The organism is Paraburkholderia sp. BCC1885 (genome assembly GCF_900996235.1).
In the GTDB taxonomy this organism is placed as follows: domain Bacteria; phylum Pseudomonadota; class Gammaproteobacteria; order Burkholderiales; family Burkholderiaceae; genus Paraburkholderia.
On sequence record NZ_CAAJGM010000088.1, the window covers coordinates 126,734 to 146,108 of the forward strand.

The window sequence follows — 19,375 nt, forward strand, 5'->3', positions numbered from 1 at the left end:
CGACTTGACGCAAGGCAAGCTCAGCCGGTTGAAGATCTCGATGCGCGCTCAGCGTTCAATCGGCGCGCTTGAGTTGCCGCAGACGCCAGATCAGGCTCGAGGTGTCGAAGCGGTTGCCGCCGAGGTTCTGCACGTCGCCGTAGAACTGGTCGACGAGCGCCGTCATCGGCAGCGCGGCGCCGTTACGCTTCGCTTCGTCGAGGCAGAAGCCGAGGTCCTTGCGCATCCAGTCCACTGCGAAGCCGTAATCGAACTTGCCGTCGATCATCGTCTTGCCGCGGTTGTCCATCTGCCAGCTGGCGGCGGCGCCTTTGCCGATCACTTCCAGCACGAGCGGCATATCGAGGCCGGCGCACTCGCCGAAATTGATCGCCTCGGACAGACCCTGCACCACGCCGGCGATACAGATCTGGTTGACCATCTTCGCCAGTTGCCCGGCGCCTGCCGGGCCGACCAGGGTAACGGCCGCCGCGTAATGCCGGAGCGTGACGGCGGCGTGCTCGAACACTTGGGCTTCGCCGCCGCACATGATGGTCAGCTTGCCGTTCTGCGCGCCGGCCTGGCCGCCCGAGACGGGGGCATCGACGAATTGCAGGCCGTGCTCGGCCGCATTGGCCGCCAGTTCACGCGCGACATTGGCGGACGCGGTGGTATGGTCCACGAAAGTCGTGCCGCGCGTCATGCCGGCAAACGCGCCGTTTTCGCCGAGCGTGACGCTGCGCAGATCGTCGTCATTGCCGACGCAGGCCAGCACCAGTTCGGCGCCGTCCGCGGCTTCGCGCGGCGTGCGCGCTGCGCGGCCGCCATATTCGGCCACCCATTGTTCCGCTTTGGCAAAGGTGCGGTTATAGACCGTGACGTCGAGGCCGGCCTTGGCGAGATGGCCGGCCATGGGATATCCCATGACGCCCAGACCGAGAAATGCAACGCGGCGCTTGGCGTCGCTCGAAGACGATGGGGCTGAATCACTCACTGCACGACTCCTTCTAGTGGGGGCAGGTTGGGGCTGAAAATCCATTATGGCAGCGATGCCGGCGCGGTGCAGGCAGTTCCGCATGCGCATCGGATTACGCGGGATTGCATGCGCCACGTGGCGTGGCTGAGCGCGACCGGTTTCCATGCGTGAGCGACGGCGCCGCTTGCGGTTACCGTGACGGCAAGGTGACATCACGGTGACGGCAGGCGCGAAACGGTTTGGTAAGATCCGGCTTTATACCCGCCCGACCCGTCATGCTTGCACTCAAGCTCACGCTTGTTCCCGCTTTTCTCTTGATCGTCTCGATGTCGGGCAAGTGGTGGGGGCCATCCATTGCCGGTTGGCTGGCAGGACTGCCGGTGGTGGCTGGCCCCATTCTCTACCTGCTCGTGCTCACCCATGGCCCGGTGTTCGGCGCGCATGCCGCCACGCTTTCGCTCTCCGCGATTCTCGCCTCTGAAGCCTTTAATTTTGCCTACGCGTGGACCTGTCGCGGCCGTGCCTGGCCGTTGGCGCTGGCGGCTGGACTCGCAAGCTGGCTGGTGGCTGCTTCCGCGTTGTCGTTTCTGCCGGCTTCGCCTTTTTGGGCGCTCGGCGTCGCGCTCGCGGCGGTGCTGTTCGGGCAATCGTTTCTGCCGCGCAGCGGTGCGGTGGCTGCGGGCGCGCCGCTTACCCGCGCGGACTTAATGGGCCGCATGCTCGCGGGCATGGCGCTTACCGTGCTGGTGACGTCGCTGTCCGGCCGGCTCGGGGCGGCGTGGAGCGGTTTGCTGGCGGTGTTTCCGTTATTGGGAGTGGTGCTGTCGGTGTCGTCGCAGCGGGCGCACGGATCGGCTTTCGTCATTTCATTGCTGCGCGGCATGGTACTGGGGCGGTTTTCCTTCGCAGCTTTCTGCCTGTTTCTGTCGTTTGCGTTGCCGCGCGAAGCGACCTTGACGGCATTCGTCGAAGCCGCCTTGCTGGCAATGGGCGTGCAGTGGGGCACGCGGCGTCTGACGAATGCAGGCCGCGCGCGTACCCGTCAACCGGATGCGATTGCTACGGAGTAAAGGCTAAGGGCTGGCAAGGCGCTGCCATTTGAAGCTGAAGTGCCGGTCATTGACCGACATTCGCCGGGCTCGCCATAGGCTGCATGCTTTGGCCACTTGACTCTGCGGAACCGTTCATCGCCGGCCCATAGCCGGTCGCATTCGTCGCGGCTGCTTCCTGATGCGTCGCCACGCGCGCTTCGGCGGCCTGGATTTCGGTCGGATAGGTGTTTTTGTCCGTCCCCGGCTTATAACCCGCCTGTTCGATTTCGACCAATTGCGCGCGCACCTGGGCACGCGTCAGCGGCTCGTTCGTCGACTGCGCGGACGAGGCGATCGGTGCGGCTAGAAGAAACGCCGTGGCGACCGCAAAGATGAAGGTTTTCATCATGCACTCCCTGCAAAATCAGTTCGTGAATTGACACGGCGGATATAGGCCAAAACCATGAGGCCAAAGCCATGCAGCACGCCCGCCATGATTACAGTCTAGTAACACGGCGATGCCGGTTTACCTCTGTTTTCACAACTCAGTATTGCGGGGCTTTTAAATATGCTTCGAGGTGCTGAATATTGGCGATTTCGCGTGATTTCGCGTGATTTTTCCGGCGTTATGGCTATTTTTTGGGGTCATGGCGCGGTGCGAAGAACCTAAAACAGTTCCTTTTGCCCCGTCATCAACGCCGAAAAATCGTCGTTCAAAAACGGCAGGATCGCATCCGCCAAGGGCTGTAACTGCCGCGTCAGATAGTGGTCGTAATCGATCGCCGAGCGCCGCGTTTCCAGCGGCTCCGGCCCGGCCACCGTCATCACATAGGTGATCCATCCGCCGTTCTGATACTGCAACGGCCGGCCCTGCTGCTGATTGAACTCGTCGGCCATGCGGGCGGCGCGCGCGTGCGGCGGCACATTGCGCTGATAATCGCCGAGGCTGCGGCGCAACCGGCGGCGGTATACCAGCAAAGCGTCGAATTCACCGCGCAAGGTACGTTCGACATAATCGCGCACGTAGTCCTGATACGGCTGCCGCTTGAAGATTCGCAGATACAGTTCGCGCTGGAATTGCTGGGCGAGCGGAGTCCAGTCGGTGCGTACCGTTTCTAGTCCCCTGTAGACCATTTCCTCGCTGCCGTCGGCGCGCATCACCAGACCCGCGTAGCGTTTTTTGCTGCCTTGTTCGGCACCGCGCACGGTCGGCATCAGAAAGCGCCGGTAGTGCGTTTCGAACTGCAATTCAAGCGCGCTTTCGAGCCCGAATGCCTGGCGCAGATGTTCGCGCCACCACTCGTTCACGTATTTGACCAGCGCGCGCCCGATGTGCGAGGCCTGCTCTTCGGTGCGCGCCTGCTTGAGCCACACGAAGGTGGAATCGGTGTCGCCGTAAATCACCTGATACCCGCGCGCCTCGATCAACTCGCGCGTGCGGTGCATGATTTCGTGGCCGCGCATCGTGATGGACGACGCGAGCCGTGGATCGAAGAAGCGGCAACCGCTCGAGCCCAGCACGCCGTAAAACGCATTCATGATGATCTTCAGTGCCTGCGACAGCGGCTTGTTCTGTTGCCGCTTGGCCGCTTCGCGTCCTTGCCAGATCTGCCCGACGATAGCGGGCAAGCTATGCTTGCTGCGCGAGAAACGGCCGCCGCGAAAGCCGGGCACGGAGGCGCTTTGGTCCGGATTGTTGATCCCTTCGACGAGCCCCACCGGATCGATCAGAAACGTGCGGATGATGGACGGATAGAGGCTTTTGTAGTCGAGCACCAGAACGGAGTCGTACAGGCCGGGCTGCGAATCCATCACGAAACCGCCGGGGCTCGCTTCCTCGGCCATCTCGCCGAGATTCGGCGCGACGTAGCCCTGCCGATGCATCAACGGCATGTACAGATGCGTGAAAGCCGCCACCGAACCGCCGCTGCGATCCGCGGCAAGGCCGGTGACGGTGGCGCGTTCCAGCAAAAACGTCAGCAATTCGGTTTTGGCGAAAATCCGCGTAACCAGTTCGCAGTCCTTGAGGTTGTAGCGAGCCAGCGCCGGCTTGTCTTCAGCGAAGCGGCGATCGATTTCCGCCATGCGCTGATACGGGTTGTCGATGGCTTTGCCTTCGCCCAGCAGTTCCTGCGCGACATATTCGAGGCTGAAACTGGGAAAGCTCCAGGTGGCGGAGCGAAGCGCCTCGATGCCATCGATGATCAGTCGGCCCGCGGCCGCCGCGAAGAAGTGATTCTGCTTGCCGCCGTGCTCGCGCCACTCCATCACGTCGCCGCCGCGACCCAGACGCAACGGCACGGCGTAACGCAGCGAATGCTCCTGCAGCACGCGCAGATCGAACTGCACCAGATTCCAGCCGATGATCGCATCGGGATCGTGACGCTCCAGCCAGGCGTTGAGTCTTTCGAGCAGCACAGGACGGCTCTCGCAATACTCCAGGTCGAAATCGATGCCGCTCGCGTCGCCATTCGCCGGCCCGAGCATATACACCTGACGTTGCCCGCAGCCCTCCAGCGCGATGGAATACAACTCGCCGTGCGCGGTGGTTTCGATATCGAGCGAGACGAGTTTCAGGGCGGGGCGATACGCGGTATCCGGCTTCATTTCGCCATTGAGCCAACGGCCATCACCGACCGTCTCGCCGCCGAAACACACCGGCGCGGTGATGAAGCGCTCCATCAGATAGCGCTCGGGCGGGCGGATATCGGCCTCGTAGACATTGACGCCGTATTCCTTCAGCAACTTCTCCAGCTTCAGCAACTGGCGATATTGCCGGCAATACAGTCCGATGACGGGACGTTGTTGAAAATCGGTCAACGCCAGCGGACGCAGTTCGTATTGGCGCTCGTTACGCAGGACGGCTTCGGCGCGCTCGCGCTGCTCGGCGGGAATGAACGCCACCGAGGTCTGCGGCGCGAGGCGCAGATGTTGCGGCCCGTCCGGGGTGGCGAGCCAGAAGTCGACTTCCGTGCCAGCCGGCGTGTCACGCCAATGTCGGGTCAGAAGAAAACCCTGCTGCTGTTGTTGAACCACACTGCAACCTTTAAGAACCTGTCGGGGTCTATTTTACTGGCCAGGCGGGTGTGAGCGGGCTGTCCGAAACTGTCTCGCGGGCAGCTATGCAGACGGCTGGGCGGCGCGCCGGCATGGGTGGCGAAGTATCGCGTCGAACCCCTCGAAGCCATGCCTGTCGTGCCTGCGTCCTCCAAGGCAGGGTAGGATAAGGGCTCACGGCGGGCACCCGGGCGGCGTCGCAGCGCGGCTGGCCGTGCCCTCATTTGGGGCTTGCATCATTTGCTTTGGGGGTTGTCACCGGCTGTCCGAAGCGGGCGAAAAGCCGGGCAAAGCGCTCAAAAGCGGTCATAAGCGGCATGCGGACGGGCCTTTGCGACGTTCCGGGTTTGCGCAGAAGCGCCTGAATGAGGTAGGGTGGCGGGTCTGGCGCCTTTAGGGGGTGCCGGTTTCATCAATACAGAAAGGGATGTGCAATGAACAAGCAGGAACTGATTGACGCAGTTGCGGCTGCGACGGGCGAAAGCAAGACGGCCACCGGCAAGTCGATCGACGCGATCATCGAAGCGGTGACGAACGCGGTGTCGCAAGGCGAAACCGTTCAGCTGATCGGCTTCGGAGCGTTCTCCACCGGTGCTCGCGCTGCGCGCGTTGGCCGTAACCCGTCGACCGGCGCGGAAATCCAGATCGCTGCGGCAAAGACGGTGAAGTTCACCGCCGGCAAGGCCTTCAAGGACGCGGTCAACGCCTCCTGATCGCGCTGTCGATCCCGCGCGGCACCCACCCTATGCAGGGCGGCGCTGCGCGGCGCTGACGGGCCTGTCATGCGCCGCTACGCTGGCGCGGCAAGTCCGTCTCCGGTTACCCGCGCCGCCAGATCGCCGGCGAGGCGGGCAACCGGGCCTTGCTTCGAGGAACGCATCATGTACATTGCGATGAACCGTTTCAAAGTCGCTCCCGGATCTGAGAGCGCGTTCGAAACGCTTTGGAAGAGTCGTGACACGCATCTGAAAGAGGTGCCGGGCTTCATCGAGTTTCATCTGTTAAAGGGCCCGCAGAAGGAAGACCATGTGCTGTATTCCAGTCACACGGTCTGGGCCGATCATGCGGCGTTCGAAGGCTGGACCGGCTCCGAGGCGTTTCGCGCGGCCCACCGCAATGCCGGCGGCGAAACCCGTTCGCTGTATCTCGGCCACCCCGAATTCGAAGGTTTCGAAGTCATCCAGACGGTGAAGTAGCGCAACGAGGCGGCCGGGCGCAATCAAGCGCCCCTCAGTTGCCGCTCAGTTGCCACTCAGTTGCCACTCAGTCGCCCGTCAGCGCCACGCGGTTTTTGCCGTCGCGCTTCGCCTTGTACAACGCGAGGTCCGCGGCTTCGATCAGCGAAGTCATCGGCGCGTCGGCGGTGGGAATCGCCGCGGCGCCGCCGATGCTGATCGTCACATAGTCTCCCGTCGACGAATTCGCGTGCGGCACCTGCAGGGCCTCCACTTCGCGGCGGATCTTTTCGGCCAGCGCGCGCACGCCTTCGAGCTGCGTGTTGGGCAAGATCACCGCAAACTCTTCGCCGCCGAAGCGTGCCGCAAGGTCGCCTGGACGCCCGAGGCAGCCTTCCACGGTCGCGGCAATCCGCTTGAGCACTTCGTCGCCGGCCACGTGGCCGTAGGTGTCGTTATACAGCTTGAAATTGTCGACATCGATCATCAACAGCGACATTTCGGCTTTTTCACGCGTGCCGCGGCGCCATTCAGCGCTCAGGTATTCGTCGAGATAACGGCGATTCGACAGGCCGGTCAGGCCGTCCGAATGCGTCAGCCGGCGCAGTTCGAGATTCGCCTCCAGCAGTTGCTGTTGCGACTGGCGCAGCGCCCGGTAGGCTTCATCGCGTTGCAGCAGATTGATGTACGAACGCGAGTGATAACGGATGCGCGCGACCAGTTCGATGCGATCCGGCAGTTTGACGAGGTAGTCGTTCGCTCCCGCCGCGAAGGCCGCGCTCTTGATGACGGGTTCCTCCTTGGTCGACAGCACGATGATGGGCACATCGCGGATCGAGGGCGTCGCGCGATAAGCCTTGACGAGCGTCAGCCCGTCGATGCCGGGCATCACCAGATCCTGCAGGATGACGGTCGGCCGGGTCTGCACGGCGGCCTTCATCGCTTCGTCGGCGCGCGCGCAATAGTGGAAGTCGATGCCGCTTTCCGCGGCCAGCGCCTGGCGCACCGCCTCGGCGACGATCGCCTGATCGTCGACCAGCAGCACCATCACCGGCTGATCGGCCGGCGCCGAGGTTTGCAGCGCCGCCCGCGCCGCCTCGAGTGTCGCGTCCGCGCCGTGATGGACAGCGGGCGCGTGGTCTCGCTGGTCAGACGAGCCGGTTTGATCATTTGCCATTTTCGTACCTGTTTCCAAAACGCGCGTCACGCGTGTTATGCCATTCGTGCTGGGTTGCTGTATTCATCGTTTGAGGCTCGCCATCAGTTCGCCCGCAATGCTGCCGAGCGGCAGGATGCGGCGTGCCGCGTCGAGTGCGGCGGCGGCTTTCGGCATGCCGTAGACCGCGCTGCTGGCCTCATCCTGGGCGATCGTCTGATAACCTTTCGCGCGCATTGCCTTGAGTCCGATCGCGCCGTCGCGGCCCATGCCGGTCAGCAGCACGCCAATGGCGTCGCCACGCCAGTATTCGACCACGCTATGAAAAAACACGTCGACGGAGGGGCGATAAGGCGTCTCGGCGGGCTCGGACGTGTAATCGAGCAAGCCGCTGCGCGTCACATGCAGATGGTCGTTGGTGGCCGCGAGCAGCGCCTCGCCGGCCTTGGGCAGGTCGCCGCTTACGGCCACCCGCACGCATAGGGGCGTCTGGCTATCGAGCCATTGGGCCATACCTTCGGCGAACGCCTTGTCGACGTGCTGCACGATGACGATGCCGGCGGCGAAACCCACCGGCAGTTGAGCGAGGATCGTGGCGAGCGCGCCCGGCCCGCCGGCCGAGGCGCCGATCGCCACCAGCGGTGCGCGGCCCGAGGCCATGATGGGACCGGGCCGAGGCGCGAGCGTGACCGCGGGCTTGTCGAGCACGCGGCCCATCTGATCGATCTTGGCGAGCAACGGTTGCGAGGCGTCGCCGAGCCGGTTGCCGGTGAGCGTAGGCGTATCGACGGCGTCCAGCGCGCCGGCGCTCATGGCCTCGTAGACGCGCCACGCATTCGCGCCGACGCTGCTCGTCACGATCAGGATGGCGCAGGGCGCCTGGGACATGATGCGGCGGGTCGCTTCGACGCCGTCGAACTTCGGCATGATCAGGTCCATCAGCACGACGTCGGGCGGCTGCGCGATGCAGAAGTCCACCGCCTGGGCGCCGTCGGTGGCCACCCAGAGCACGCGATGCTCCGGCCGCAGCGCAATGGCGCGGCGCATGGCTTCGACGGCGAGCGGCAGGTCGTTGGCAATGCCGATGTTCATGTATGCGCCTCCCCGATCAGATCGTGTACCGCGTCGAGCAGTGCCTCGTCGTGGAAACTGCCTTTGGCCAGATAGTAGTCGGCGCCGGCGTCGAGCCCGCGGCGGCGATCTTCGTCGCGATCCTTGTATGACACGATCATCACCGGCACGCTTTTGAGCAGCGCGTCGCGTTTGATGAGCGTGACCAGTTCGATGCCGTCCATGCGCGGCATGTCGATGTCGGTCACCACCAGATCGAAGCGGGTGGTGCGCAGCGCGTTCCAGCCGTCCATGCCGTCCACCGCGACCGTCACCGTATAGCCGCGTTTTTCCAGCAGTTTGCGCTCGAGTTCGCGCACTGTCAGCGAATCTTCGACCACCAGTACGTGTTTGCGCGCGCGGGCCGTCCCGCTGCCGGCGCGCCGCACCTTGTCGAGCTGGCCGCCGCGCACGAGTTTATCGACCGAGCGTAGCAGGTCGTCGACGTCGATAATCAGGACTGCTTCGCCATTTTCCATCAACGCGCCGGCCGCGATATCCTTGATCTTGCCGAGCCGGTTGTCGAGCGGCTGAACCACCAGCATGCGCTCGCCGAGGAAGCGGTCCACCGCCACGCCGTAGGTGCCGCGCTCGTCGCCGATCACCACCACCGCGACGGTGGCGCGCGCTTCGTCGGGCGCTTCGGTGCCGAGCAACTGATGCGCGGTGACGAGTCCCACCGGCCGGCCGTCGAAGGCGAAATGCTGTTGCCCTTCGAGCATGTCGATCTCGCCGCGCGCCAGTTCGAGCGTGCGGCGCACGTGCGCGAGCGGGAAGGCATAGGCTTCGCCGCCCACCTGCACGAGCAGGCTGCGGATCACCGAGAGCGTGAGCGGCAACTGCAGCACGAAACGCGTGCCCTGGCCGGCTTCCGTGACGATGCGCACCATGCCGCGCACCGCCTTGACCATTTCGTGCACCGCATCGAGTCCGACGCCGCGCCCGGAGACATCGGTCACCTGGGTGCGCATCGAAAAGCCGGGCAGCAACAGGAAGTCGAGCAATTCCGGGTCCGACAGGCGGGCGGCGGTTTCCGCGTCGGCGAGGCGGCGCTGCACCACCGCCGCACGCACGGCGTCGAGGTCGACGCCGGCGCCGTCGTCGCTGACGCTGATCAGCAACTTGCCGGCGCTATGCCGCGCTTCGAGCGTCAGCGTGGCCTCGGCGGGCTTGCCTTGCGCGAGACGCTGCTCGGGCGTTTCGACGCCGTGATCGAGCGCGTTGCGCAGCAGATGGCCGAGCGGGGCGTCGAGCATGTCGAGGATGTCGCGGTCGATCTGGGTCGATTCGCCGACGATCGAAAACCGCACCCGCTTGCCGAGCGAACGGGCGAGATCGCGCACGATGCGCGGATACGCATGGGTCGCGTCGCCGAACGGGCGCATCCGGCATTGCAGCGCTTCGTCGTACAACTGCTGGGCGAGATTGGAACTGCGGCGGTCGAACCGGTCGAGTTCGTCGATACGCGTGGCGAGCAGATGCTGCATCGTGCCGAGCGTTTGCCGTACCGCATCGAGCGCGGCCAGTGCCTGCGGGTCGAGGCGTTCGGCGAGGGTTTCGAAGCTGGAATCGAGCGCGCGCGACGCGTCGCGCTGCATGCGTTTGACGCGCAGCATGGATTCGGCGAACGGTTTGAGCCAGCGCGATTCGACCAGCGATTCACCGGACAGGCTGAGCAGCCGGTCGAGGTTGTCGGCGCGCACGCGCAGCATGCGTTCGGGGTCGCGGGCGCCGTGGAGGTTTGGCGCTGCGTCGGGTAGCGTAGCAGGTCCAGGTCCAGGGGCTGGCGCGCGAGGCGGTTCTGGCGGCTCGGCTTCGGTTGCTGGCGCTGCCGGTGCTGCTGGCGCTTCTGGTGCTTCTGGCGTCGGCTCGGCGAAGCCCGGCGCCGGCAGCTTTGCCGCGTCGGCACCGAGGATGGCGAGCGCGGCGCGCAGGGTTGCGTCGTCGTCCGAGGGTGCGGCGGGGGCTGCCGGTGCGAACGAGCCTGTGCTTACGGGGTACGGATTCGACCAGGACGGCGGTGCGGAATGCCCTGCATTCGGTGTGCGTGCGTCGTTGGCCGGTTCGCCGAAAGTGGCGAGACGCGCGATAAACGCGCTTACTTCGTCGCTTCTGAGCGCGGTCTGCGGGTCGGCGTTGCCGGCGCGCAGCAGCAGATCGGCGCCGCGCAGCAGTTCGTCGATATGCGCCGCCGAGAGCCGGAGCGTGCCGCGTTGCGCGGCGACGAAGCATTCTTCCAGAACGTTCGCAATGTCCACGCCGTTCTGCAAGCCGACAATGCGTGCCGCGCCCTTCAGCGAATGCGCGGCACGCATGCAGGCTTCGAGTTGCGCGGCGTCGGTGGGCGCATGTTCGAGCGCCAGCAGGCCGCTGGAGAGCACGCGCGTCTGCGTCTGCGCTTCCTCGCGGAACAGGTCGAGCAATGAGCGGCGGCTCAGATCGTCGTCGCTACTCATCGCAAACTCCGGGCGAGCGATTCGAAAACGCGGTCGGTATCGAGCAGGCCGACGCGGCGCTCGCGCCACTCCAGCACGCCGCGCGCGTGCGAGGCGCCGGCCTGCGCAAGGGTGGCCGGCACCGGCAGCAGCGCGCTGGCGGCAAAACGCACCACACCCTCGACCTCATCCACCGGAAACGCCACCGGCTCGCCACGATGCGCGGCGACCAGCATGCGCGCGTAGCCGTTGCCCGATGCGTATTTGCCGCTGGCCGTGCGATCCAGATGCAGCAGTTCGCCGAGCGAGGCGGCCACCGTCAGCGCGCCGCGAATATTGACGAGGCCGAGCACCACGCGATTGCGTCGATGCGGCAGGGAGTGGATCGGGCGGATGTCGTCGACCTGGCGCAGTGCGGCGGTCGGCAGCGCGAGCCATTCTTCAGCAATCCGAAATACCAGCGCGGAGTGGCTTGCGCAGGCGTCGGCCATATCCGGATTCGCGGGCGTTTTGCCGCCGGATTCGTGCGATAGCGCAGGCGTAGCCGTCGTCGCGGATTCAGCCCGCTCCGTGTGATCCAGCGGACGATCGAGCAGTCGCGCGGCAGCCTGTTCGAACACAGGACAGTTCAGGCAGCGGGAATATTCAGCCAGCTTCGGACACGAACTGTCGCCGCGCACGCCGATGCGATTCCAGCAATCGTCGATGCGCATGATGACGTCCCGCGCGGTCACGTCTGCATGCTCAATGGCGCCGTGTGCCATGTGCGCCTCGTGATGAGTTCAAAGGGGCTTCCGTCATAGCGGGGCGCTTCGCGGCGGCGCGCTCGGCGCGTCGCAGGAGTTGCTGGGCGCCTGCGCCGTCGCCGGTCATGTCGAGCAGCGCCGCAAGATGCGTAAGCGCCTCGTAATGAGCCGGCTCCAGGTAGAGCGTCTTGCGGTAATAGTCGCTAGCGTCGGCGGTGCGGCCGCGCGCGTCGGCGATCAGGCCAAGCAGATAAAAGGCCTCGGCATCCGTGCCGTGCACGTTGACGAACTTCTGCGCCTCGTGCTCGGCCTGGTCAAAGTGTCCGGCGTCGGCGAGACGGCGCGCTTCGTCGAGCGATTCCTTGGAGGCAGAAACGGGCGCGGGTTTCACGCGGGCCACGGGTTGCGCGGGTCTGGCAGGCGTAGCCTGAACAGCGGGCGCCAGCGCCGGCTTGCGCGTCCCATATACGCCATGAAGCGCGCTGCCATTGCCCGCGGTGGCGGCGGCCATTGACGCTACAGATGAAACCGTCGACGAAACCTCATCCTTCACGTTTCGAGGCATCGCAACCCCTTGCGATGCAACCTGGTCCTGCGACGTGCGTTGAAACGCAAACGCCAGCGGAATGCGCGCCGAACTCAGCGCGTGACGCATCATCAGCCCGGTTTCCGCCGGACCGACGAAGATCGTGCCGCCCTCGGCGAGCCGTGCCTCGAGCAGATGAATCGCGCGGTCCTGCGCCTCGCGGCGAAAATAGATCAGCACATTGCGGCAGAAAATAAAGTCGTAGGGCGTGGTGGCCGCCGACGCCGCTTCGAACAGATTCGCCTGCGCAAAACGCACGCTCTCGCGGACCCGTTCGTTCAGCACCCAGCCGCCATCCTTCGCATTGAAATGGCGCTCGCGAAACCCGAACTCGCCGCCGCGAAACGAATTGCGTCCGTAGACGGCGTGTTGCGCCAGTTCGATGGCGCGCGCGCTGATATCGATGGCGTCGATGACGAAACGCTCCGCGCCGATGCCGATGTCGAGCAGCGCCATTGCCGCCGAGTACGGTTCCTCGCCGCTCGAACACGGCACGCTTAGCACACGCAGCACGCGGGCCGGATCGCGCGCGAGCTTCTCATTGGCGAGCCGCGCTAGCGTCACAAAGGCTTCGCGGTCGCGGAAAAACCAGGTTTCGGGCACCACCAGCGCCTCGATCAGCGCGAGCCGCTCGTCCCGTGAGTCGTTTAGATGCTGCCAGTAGGCGTCCACTGCATCTTCGGCGAGGGGCGCTTGCGGAGAATCTGCGCGCGTCGCGCGCACGCGGTCGAGCACGGCGCGTTCGAGGGCGTTGATGCCGAGCGAATGCGCATCGATCCCGGTCTCTTGCGAGAGCCAGGTTTCGAAGCAGGGGTCCGTGGCGTTCATGGCGCGGTTCACGTGATGGTTCGATTCGCTGGTCACGGCTGGGCGGGCGGCTGCGCAACGGCAGCTTGCGTTTTGGCTGGTCGCGTTTCCGTTTCGCCTGGCTCTGGCGGAAACAGCAGCGCCCTGACGTCGTCGCCTAGCATCTGCTGGATTTCGACCCATTGCACGAGGCCCGCGCCGTCGTTTGCGACGGGACCCAGCCAGCGGGCATGCGGCGTGGCGACGCCGGTGTCGAGAAACTGCGCGCGCTCGATGCGTCGTGTCTGGGTGGCCCGCTCCACGATCAGGCCGAGCAGACGCGCGCTATCGGGAGCGCCCGTTTGCGCCGCCTCGTCCGGCGCATAGCGCACCAGCACGAGGCGGGTCGAGCGAAGCTGGCGGGCCGGGCGGCCGAGCGCGAGCTGCGACACGTCGAGCACCGGCACCGGCTCGCCGTGCCGCTCGATCATCCCGGCGACCCAGCCAGGCGCGCCGGGAATCGACTTGGTGGGCGCGAGCGCCAGTACCTCGACGATTTCGGCCGCATCGAGTGCGTAGCGGTCGCCGTCCAGATCGAAGAGGAGAAACAGCATCGCGATGGCCCGTGTTTAGCGTGGAGCGTGCATCACGCGTCGATCTTGAAGCGCGACACGCCGGTGCGCAACTGGTTGGCGACCAGCGTCAGGTCGTCGATGGCCTGGGTCGACTGGCGCAGCGACTCCGCCGTCTGCTGGGCCGCTTCGGATAGTTGCGACAACGCCTGGGTGATCTGCTCGGCGCTGGTGGCCTGGGTCTGCATGCCCTCGTTGACGAGCTGGAAGCGCGGCGCGAGCGTTTGCACTTCGTTGATGATCTGCGAAAGCTGACCGCCCACCTGCTGCACGTCGCGCATGCCGCGGCGCACTTCCTCGGAGAACTTGTCCATGCCCATCACGCCGGCCGAAACAGCCGACTGGATTTCCTTGACGGTCTGCTCGATGTCGTAAGTGGCAACCGCTGTCTGGTCCGCAAGACGGCGAATTTCCGTGGCCACCACCGCGAAGCCGCGGCCGTATTCGCCGGCCTTTTCGGCTTCGATCGCCGCGTTCAGCGAAAGCAGGTTGGTCTGATCGGCCACCTTGGTGATGGTGGCGACCACCTGATTGATGTTGACCGCCTTCTCATTGAGGATCGACAGCTTGGCGTTCACCGAGCCGGCCGCCTCCATCACGCTGCGCATCGTCTCTTCCATGCGCGTGAGGCCGCTCTGGCTCGCGCCCGCGAGGGTGGCGGACTGTTCCGCGACGCCCGCGACCTCGTTCATGGTGCGCAGCAGATCGCGCGAGGTGGCGAAAATTTCACGCGAGGTCGCGCCGATCTCGGTGGTGGTGGCGGCCGTTTCGCTGGCCGTGGCCTGCTGTTCCCTGGAGGTCGCGGCAATCTCCGTGACCGAGGTGGTGACCTGCAGCGAGGATTTCTGCGCCTGCGAGACGAGGCTCGTCAGTTCCTCGGCCATCCGGTTGAAGCCGTTCTCCAGCGTGCCGAATTCGTCGCTGCGGCGCAGGTTCAGACGTTGCGCCAGGTTGCCGGTGCGCATGGTGTCGAGCACTTCGACAAGCCGCGTCATCGGCACGGTGACCGCCTTGAACAGCGCGTAGCCGGTGACGAGCGCAACCAGCAGGACGATGCCGAGCGCGCTGGCGAGCGTGACCTCGGTGCCCGTCACCGATGAGCGGATCAACTCGGCCGAATCGTCGGCTTGCGTGTGGTTTTCCGCGACCAGCACGTTGGCCGAGCGGATCACGTTGTTCCATGCGGGCGTGAGCTGGATGAAAGCGGCCTGCGCCGCCGGTTTCGAGGTGCGTGCTTCGCGGGTTGCGTCGTTGAAGAGCGCCAGGTACTGGTCGTAGGCGGTCTTGAAGTCATTGAAGTGAATACGGTCGTTGTCGTGAAACACGGTGGCCTGATAGTCGGCCACGACCTTGTCGAAATTGCGCAGGGCATCCGGAATGTGATCGAGGTCGGCATTCATGCTGGACGCGTCCGGATCCACGAAAATGGCCCGTTCGAGCGTCGCGTAGCCTTCGTTGGCTGCGGCGCGCAGGGTGGTGGCGTAGTAAAGACCTGGCACCGAATCGTGACGCAGGCTGAATGCCTCGTCGTCGATGTTGCGCAGCCGTGAATAGGAGATCGCGGCCATCACCAGCATCAGCAGGAACAGCGCGCCGAAGCTCAGCACGATGCGCGCACCCAGTGTGAGCCGGCCGTTACTCAACGACAGGTTGGCGGGGTTCGTGCGTGACGTGGCAGTGGCCATTTTCGATGTCTCTCTGACGAATTGATACGTGGGCGCTGCCCCAAAAGCACCTTCATCTGCTTGCAATGAGGCCCAGAATACGACCCTACACCACTGGCGCGTGCGCCGGTCGGGGGAATAGCGGGGGTAAATTGTGCCAGATTAGGCTATACGACGGGCAGGAAGGTCAATTTGCCGCGATGAAACGCGCGTTAGGGCGATGTAAGTGTTCACGGAGAACCCCGCGCTTTAGAGCCGGCCGGCCCGGCGGGTTTGCCGCCGGCCTTAGCTTTCCCGTGGCTTTGGATCGTTGTATAAGTTGGTAACCAGCGGCGCGCGGGTCGCCGAAAATGGAAGACTCGCCTTCCCAGCAACGCAACTTTTAACGCCAGAGCCACGACAGATGACCCGAGACACGCAAGCCGTCAATCCGATCCGCAGTGAAATCGATCTGGATGCGGACGGCAAACAGACCGGCTACCTGAGGCTGCCGCATTCGGTGCATCGCTCCGCGTATGGCTGGATTCCGATTCCGATTGCTTCGATCCGCAACGGCGACGGTCCGGTCATGCTCGTCATGGCGGGCAATCACGGTGACGAATACGAGGGACAGGTGCTGGTTTCGCAACTGATCCGCGAAATCGAGCCGCAGATGTTGCGCGGACAACTGATTCTGCTGCCCATGGCCAATTTCCCCGCGGCTGAAGCGGGGTTGCGCACCTCGCCGCTCGACGGCGGCAATCTGAACCGCACCTTTCCAGGCAATCCGGCCGGCTCGCCCACTGAAATGATCGCGGACTACATCGAGCATGCGTTGCTCTCGCGTGCGGACTACCTGATCGATCTGCATTCCGGCGGCAGTTCCCTGCTGTACCACGGCGCAAACATGCTGGCGATCGAGCCGCGCGACGCCGACGAAGACGCACGCCTGCGTGCGCTGCTCGCGGCGTTCGGTTTGCCGAAGGCGTTTCTGCATCCCGAGAACCCGGTCCATTCGGCTACCGCGGCGCGGCGCCAAGGGGCGCTTTCGATCCTGACCGAACTGGGTGGCGGCGGGACGGTGCAGGCAAAGCTGCTCAGCGAGGCGCGCCAGGGGCTGCTGCATGTGCTGGGTTTTATCGGCCTGCTGCGGGGTGAGCTGGTGCCGGATAGCGCGCCGGGTCAAACCCGTTTCATGCACGTGTCAGGGTCGCGGCACTATGTCTATGCCTATGAGCGCGGCCTGTATGAGCCGTTGGTGGAGATGGGCGAACACGTGGTGGCGGGGCAAGCGGCCGCGCGGATTCATTTCCCCGAGACGCCGCTGCGCGAGCCCGTCACGCTGCATTTCGCCGGCGCAGGGGAGGTGGTATGCAAACGCGTGCCGGCGATGGTGCAGCGGGGCGACTGCATTTATCATCTGGCCGAAGCTGTGGGCGAATAGAGCGGCAATCGATTCGTGATCCTGATGGATCATTCTGGATTAGCCAATCCCCAATCGCCCCAAGGCAGAAGGGCGGCTACCGTCTGGCAACGGCAACCGCCCTTTGACCGGCGCCCCACGCGGTGATGCATCACAAGCGGGCGCGGTTCGATCACATACTTAGCTTGCCGAACTCAATGGCTGGCCTCGTTCCACGCCGGCAGCGTCGCACCGTGGTAGACGCTGAGAATTTCCGCGGCCACGTTAGGCTGCTGATAACTTTGCACCAGTGCGTGAACCCACGGTGCGTTCGCGTCCTTGGCGTTGACCGCGAGGAAGTTGCGATACGGATTGCCCGTCACCTGTTCCTGGGCGATACGTTCCTGCGGAATCTTGATGCCGGCCTTGACGGCCCAGTCCGTGTTGATCACGGCGGCATCCACGTCGCCGATCGCGCGGCCCACGATGCCGGCGTCGAGTTCCTTGATATGAATGTGCTTAGGATTGCTGTCGATATCGCGCGCGGTCGGCAGCAGGCCGACGGCCGCGCGCAGCGCGATCAGATGCAGGGCTTGCAGCAACAGCAGCGAGCGTCCTTCGTTACTCGGATCGTTCGGCACGGCAATGGTGGCGCCGTCCGGCAGATCGGCAACCGACTTTACCTTGCGCGAATACAGGCCAATCGGCTGCACATACGTGAAGCCCACCGGCACGATCGTATAGCCGCGCGCCTTGATCTGCGCATCGAGATACGGTTTGTGCTGGAACGAGTTGGCATCCAGATCGTGTTCCGAAAGCGCCTCGTTGGGTTGCGTGTAGTCGGAGAACGTCGTGATCTTGATGGTGAGACCCTGCTTGGCCGCATTCGCGGCGACGACGCGCCACACGTCCTCATCCTCGCCGGACATGATGCCGACGCGCAGCGTTTGGGGCGCCGCCAGCGAAAGTTGCGAGGCGGCGACACCCAGGCCGAACACGACGGTGGCCAGCGCGGTTTTCAGCAGGTTTCTTTTATTCATGAGACGCAGTAGTCATGTGGTTGATGATGGCCGCATGCTATGTAAGGAAGCGGCCTGCTGGCAAATATTTTTCCGTGCGTTACTAAATCCACTGCGGCATATATGAAAAGCGCGGGCTTCATGCAGGCCTCAATCACGCCTCAACCAGGCGTCACCCAAGCCTCACCCAGGCATTACGCCGCCGGAAAATCGTAAATCCTCATAAGCAAGTTCCAATTCGATAGTAGGCGTGACGAGCCTCGCCTGTTCCAATACATGATTCAACCTGTTCGCCACAAGCGTTACGCAGGCTGTGCGCGTCCCGTCGAAAAGGGGTTGAAGCGCTGCGAGCGGATGGGTGTCCACTTTGTCTGTACGAATGCCATGTCCACTCCCGAATCCCCTGCCGTCACGGCACGTCTACCGCGTCGTCCCGATCCCGCCCGCGTGCGCCGCATCGCCGACGATGCACAAGCGCTGGAGGTTGCGCGTGCTCTCGCTGAAGGCTTTGCCACAGGCGCGGCCGAACGCGACCGTCAACGGCGTTTGCCTTGGGCTGAACTGGATCTATGGTCGGAAAGCGGCCTCGGCGCGATCACGGTGCCGCGCGAATACGGCGGTGCCGATGTTTCCTATGCGACGCTGGCCGAGGTCTTCGTGATCCTGTGCGCGGCGGATCCTGCTTTGGGGCAGATTCCGCAGAATCACTTCGGCGTGCTGGGCCTGCTGCGCGAGATCGGCACGCCGCAGCAGAAAGCGCGCCTGTACGGCGAGGTGCTGGCGGGTCACCGGCTCGGCAATGCAGGGCCGGAGCGCCGTTCGGCGAGCGCCAAAACCATCCTGCAGGGCACCACGCGGCTCACCACGACGCCCGCGGGCTTGCGTCTCGACGGTCAACGTTTTTATTCGACCGGTGCATTGTTCGCGCATCGTGTGCCGGCCCGCGCCACGGACGACGAAGGACGCGCCGTGCAGGTCTGGGTGCCGCGCGAAGCGCCGGGCCTGACGGTGGTGGACGACTGGAGTTCGTTCGGACAACGTACCACGGCGAGCGGCACGGTGACGTTCGAAAACGTATCGGTCGATCCGCAGGACGTGCTGCCGATCTGGCAACTCGCGGATCGTCCAGGCCTGTTTGGTCCCACCTCGCAACTGATTCAGGCCGCAATCGACCAGGGTATTGCCGAGGCCGCCGTGGCCGACACGCTCGCCTTCGTGCGCGAACGTGCGCGTCCGTGGGTCGATTCCGGCCTCGAGCACGCGACGGACGATCCGTACATCATCGCCGACGTCGGCCGTCTGCAGATCGATCTGCATGCCGCGCACGAGGTTTTGCAGGAGGCTGGGCAGACGCTCGATGCAATCGCCGCCGCATCATCCATCGATGCCGACGCCAGCGCGCGCGCTTCCGTCGCCGTGGCCGAAGCCAAGATCCTGACCACTCGCATTGCGCTCGAGGCGAGCGAAAAACTCTTCGAGCTGGCCGGTTCGTCCGCGACGCGCGCAGCGCATAACCTCGACCGTCACTGGCGCAACGCCCGCACGCATACGCTGCACGATCCGGTGCGCTGGAAGCTGCATCTGCTCGGCAACTATCACCTGAATCACGTGCTGCCCGCGCGTCATTCGTGGAACTGAACTT

16 protein-coding genes are annotated in these 19,375 nt (G+C 64.5%); 5 read left to right on the top strand and 11 right to left on the bottom strand.

Going from position 1 to position 19,375, the window contains the following annotated elements:
- Nucleotides 1-55: 55 nt before the first annotated feature.
- Entirely contained in the window at nucleotides 56-1,018 is a 963-nt protein-coding gene (locus FQ755_RS07430; protein ID WP_144152652.1) for an NAD(P)-dependent oxidoreductase, read from the bottom strand.
- 212 nt (nucleotides 1,019-1,230) lie between these two features.
- Between FQ755_RS07430 and FQ755_RS07435 the strand changes: the two genes are divergently transcribed.
- Nucleotides 1,231-2,025 (top strand): hypothetical protein, encoded by a 795-nt coding sequence (locus tag FQ755_RS07435; RefSeq protein ID WP_144152654.1) that lies wholly within the window; start codon nucleotides 1,231-1,233, stop codon nucleotides 2,023-2,025.
- 46 nt (nucleotides 2,026-2,071) lie between these two features.
- On the opposite strand, the gene FQ755_RS07440 is transcribed toward FQ755_RS07435, so the two are convergent.
- Nucleotides 2,072-2,395: a DUF4148 domain-containing protein gene (locus FQ755_RS07440; protein WP_313957430.1), complete on the bottom strand. Its 324-nt coding sequence runs from the start codon at nucleotides 2,393-2,395 to the stop codon at nucleotides 2,072-2,074.
- Between the two features lie 257 nt (nucleotides 2,396-2,652).
- The gene (locus FQ755_RS07445) at nucleotides 2,653-5,022 is read right to left on the bottom strand and encodes a DNA polymerase II (protein WP_144152656.1); all 2,370 of its coding nucleotides are present in this window, start codon (nucleotides 5,020-5,022) and stop codon (nucleotides 2,653-2,655) included.
- A 455-nt stretch (nucleotides 5,023-5,477) separates the two neighbouring features.
- Here FQ755_RS07445 and FQ755_RS07450 point away from each other — a divergent pair, with 455 nt between their 5' ends.
- Both FQ755_RS07450 and FQ755_RS07455 read left to right on the top strand, forming a co-directional pair.
- The gene (locus FQ755_RS07450; protein WP_137954307.1) at nucleotides 5,478-5,756 is read left to right on the top strand and encodes an HU family DNA-binding protein; all 279 of its coding nucleotides are present in this window, start codon (nucleotides 5,478-5,480) and stop codon (nucleotides 5,754-5,756) included.
- A gap of 168 nt (nucleotides 5,757-5,924) precedes the next feature.
- Complete coding sequence (locus FQ755_RS07455) at nucleotides 5,925-6,239, top strand: antibiotic biosynthesis monooxygenase family protein (protein WP_144152658.1); 315 nt, start codon at nucleotides 5,925-5,927, stop codon at nucleotides 6,237-6,239.
- 67 nt (nucleotides 6,240-6,306) lie between these two features.
- On the opposite strand, the gene FQ755_RS07460 is transcribed toward FQ755_RS07455, so the two are convergent.
- The 7 genes from FQ755_RS07460 to FQ755_RS07490 form a co-directional block, all read right to left on the bottom strand.
- Nucleotides 6,307-7,395: a diguanylate cyclase domain-containing protein gene (locus tag FQ755_RS07460; protein ID WP_144152659.1), complete on the bottom strand. Its 1,089-nt coding sequence runs from the start codon at nucleotides 7,393-7,395 to the stop codon at nucleotides 6,307-6,309.
- Between the two features lie 63 nt (nucleotides 7,396-7,458).
- On the bottom strand, nucleotides 7,459-8,466 hold the full coding sequence (locus tag FQ755_RS07465; RefSeq protein ID WP_144152660.1) for a chemotaxis response regulator protein-glutamate methylesterase: 1,008 nt from the start codon (nucleotides 8,464-8,466) through the stop codon (nucleotides 7,459-7,461).
- Nucleotides 8,463-10,940: a hybrid sensor histidine kinase/response regulator gene (locus tag FQ755_RS07470; RefSeq protein ID WP_144152661.1), complete on the bottom strand. Its 2,478-nt coding sequence runs from the start codon at nucleotides 10,938-10,940 to the stop codon at nucleotides 8,463-8,465. Before FQ755_RS07470 ends, FQ755_RS07465 begins: the two co-directional genes overlap by 4 nt.
- Nucleotides 10,937-11,683, bottom strand: coding sequence for a chemotaxis protein CheW (locus FQ755_RS07475; protein WP_144152662.1), 747 nt, complete (start codon nucleotides 11,681-11,683; stop codon nucleotides 10,937-10,939). Before FQ755_RS07475 ends, FQ755_RS07470 begins: the two co-directional genes overlap by 4 nt.
- A complete protein-coding gene (locus FQ755_RS07480; protein ID WP_144152663.1) occupies nucleotides 11,664-13,079 on the bottom strand; it encodes a CheR family methyltransferase in 1,416 nt (471 codons plus the stop codon). The genes FQ755_RS07475 and FQ755_RS07480 overlap by 20 nt, the downstream gene beginning before the upstream one ends.
- A gap of 32 nt (nucleotides 13,080-13,111) precedes the next feature.
- Nucleotides 13,112-13,651, bottom strand: a complete 540-nt coding sequence (locus FQ755_RS07485) for a chemotaxis protein CheW (protein ID WP_144152664.1) — start codon at nucleotides 13,649-13,651, stop codon at nucleotides 13,112-13,114.
- Between the two features lie 32 nt (nucleotides 13,652-13,683).
- Nucleotides 13,684-15,354: a methyl-accepting chemotaxis protein gene (locus tag FQ755_RS07490; protein WP_144152665.1), complete on the bottom strand. Its 1,671-nt coding sequence runs from the start codon at nucleotides 15,352-15,354 to the stop codon at nucleotides 13,684-13,686.
- 382 nt (nucleotides 15,355-15,736) lie between these two features.
- On the opposite strand from FQ755_RS07490, the gene FQ755_RS07495 reads away from it, so the two are divergent.
- A complete protein-coding gene (locus tag FQ755_RS07495; protein ID WP_144152666.1) occupies nucleotides 15,737-16,756 on the top strand; it encodes a succinylglutamate desuccinylase/aspartoacylase family protein in 1,020 nt (339 codons plus the stop codon).
- A 173-nt stretch (nucleotides 16,757-16,929) separates the two neighbouring features.
- Here FQ755_RS07495 and FQ755_RS07500 read toward each other — a convergent pair whose 3' ends face one another.
- The gene (locus FQ755_RS07500) at nucleotides 16,930-17,754 is read right to left on the bottom strand and encodes a MetQ/NlpA family lipoprotein (protein ID WP_144152667.1); all 825 of its coding nucleotides are present in this window, start codon (nucleotides 17,752-17,754) and stop codon (nucleotides 16,930-16,932) included.
- A 363-nt stretch (nucleotides 17,755-18,117) separates the two neighbouring features.
- Here FQ755_RS07500 and FQ755_RS07505 point away from each other — a divergent pair, with 363 nt between their 5' ends.
- On the top strand, nucleotides 18,118-19,371 hold the full coding sequence (locus tag FQ755_RS07505) for an SfnB family sulfur acquisition oxidoreductase (protein ID WP_144152668.1): 1,254 nt from the start codon (nucleotides 18,118-18,120) through the stop codon (nucleotides 19,369-19,371).
- Nucleotides 19,372-19,375 lie beyond the last annotated feature (4 nt).

Coding starts and splice junctions, on each gene's coding strand:
- FQ755_RS07460 (WP_144152659.1), bottom strand. CDS start 7,395: ATGGCAAATGATCAAACCGGCTCGTCTGACCAGCGAGACCACGCGCCC.
- FQ755_RS07505 (WP_144152668.1), top strand. CDS start 18,118: ATGTCCACTCCCGAATCCCCTGCCGTCACGGCACGTCTACCGCGTCGT.
- FQ755_RS07495 (WP_144152666.1), top strand. CDS start 15,737: ATGACCCGAGACACGCAAGCCGTCAATCCGATCCGCAGTGAAATCGAT.
- FQ755_RS07470 (WP_144152661.1), bottom strand. CDS start 10,940: ATGAGTAGCGACGACGATCTGAGCCGCCGCTCATTGCTCGACCTGTTC.
- FQ755_RS07430 (WP_144152652.1), bottom strand. CDS start 1,018: ATGGATTTTCAGCCCCAACCTGCCCCCACTAGAAGGAGTCGTGCAGTG.
- FQ755_RS07465 (WP_144152660.1), bottom strand. CDS start 8,466: ATGAACATCGGCATTGCCAACGACCTGCCGCTCGCCGTCGAAGCCATG.
- FQ755_RS07480 (WP_144152663.1), bottom strand. CDS start 13,079: ATGAACGCCACGGACCCCTGCTTCGAAACCTGGCTCTCGCAAGAGACC.
- FQ755_RS07455 (WP_144152658.1), top strand. CDS start 5,925: ATGTACATTGCGATGAACCGTTTCAAAGTCGCTCCCGGATCTGAGAGC.
- FQ755_RS07435 (WP_144152654.1), top strand. CDS start 1,231: ATGCTTGCACTCAAGCTCACGCTTGTTCCCGCTTTTCTCTTGATCGTC.
- FQ755_RS07500 (WP_144152667.1), bottom strand. CDS start 17,754: ATGAATAAAAGAAACCTGCTGAAAACCGCGCTGGCCACCGTCGTGTTC.
- FQ755_RS07450 (WP_137954307.1), top strand. CDS start 5,478: ATGAACAAGCAGGAACTGATTGACGCAGTTGCGGCTGCGACGGGCGAA.
- FQ755_RS07440 (WP_313957430.1), bottom strand. CDS start 2,395: ATGATGAAAACCTTCATCTTTGCGGTCGCCACGGCGTTTCTTCTAGCC.
- FQ755_RS07475 (WP_144152662.1), bottom strand. CDS start 11,683: ATGGCACACGGCGCCATTGAGCATGCAGACGTGACCGCGCGGGACGTC.
- FQ755_RS07490 (WP_144152665.1), bottom strand. CDS start 15,354: ATGGCCACTGCCACGTCACGCACGAACCCCGCCAACCTGTCGTTGAGT.
- FQ755_RS07485 (WP_144152664.1), bottom strand. CDS start 13,651: ATGCTGTTTCTCCTCTTCGATCTGGACGGCGACCGCTACGCACTCGAT.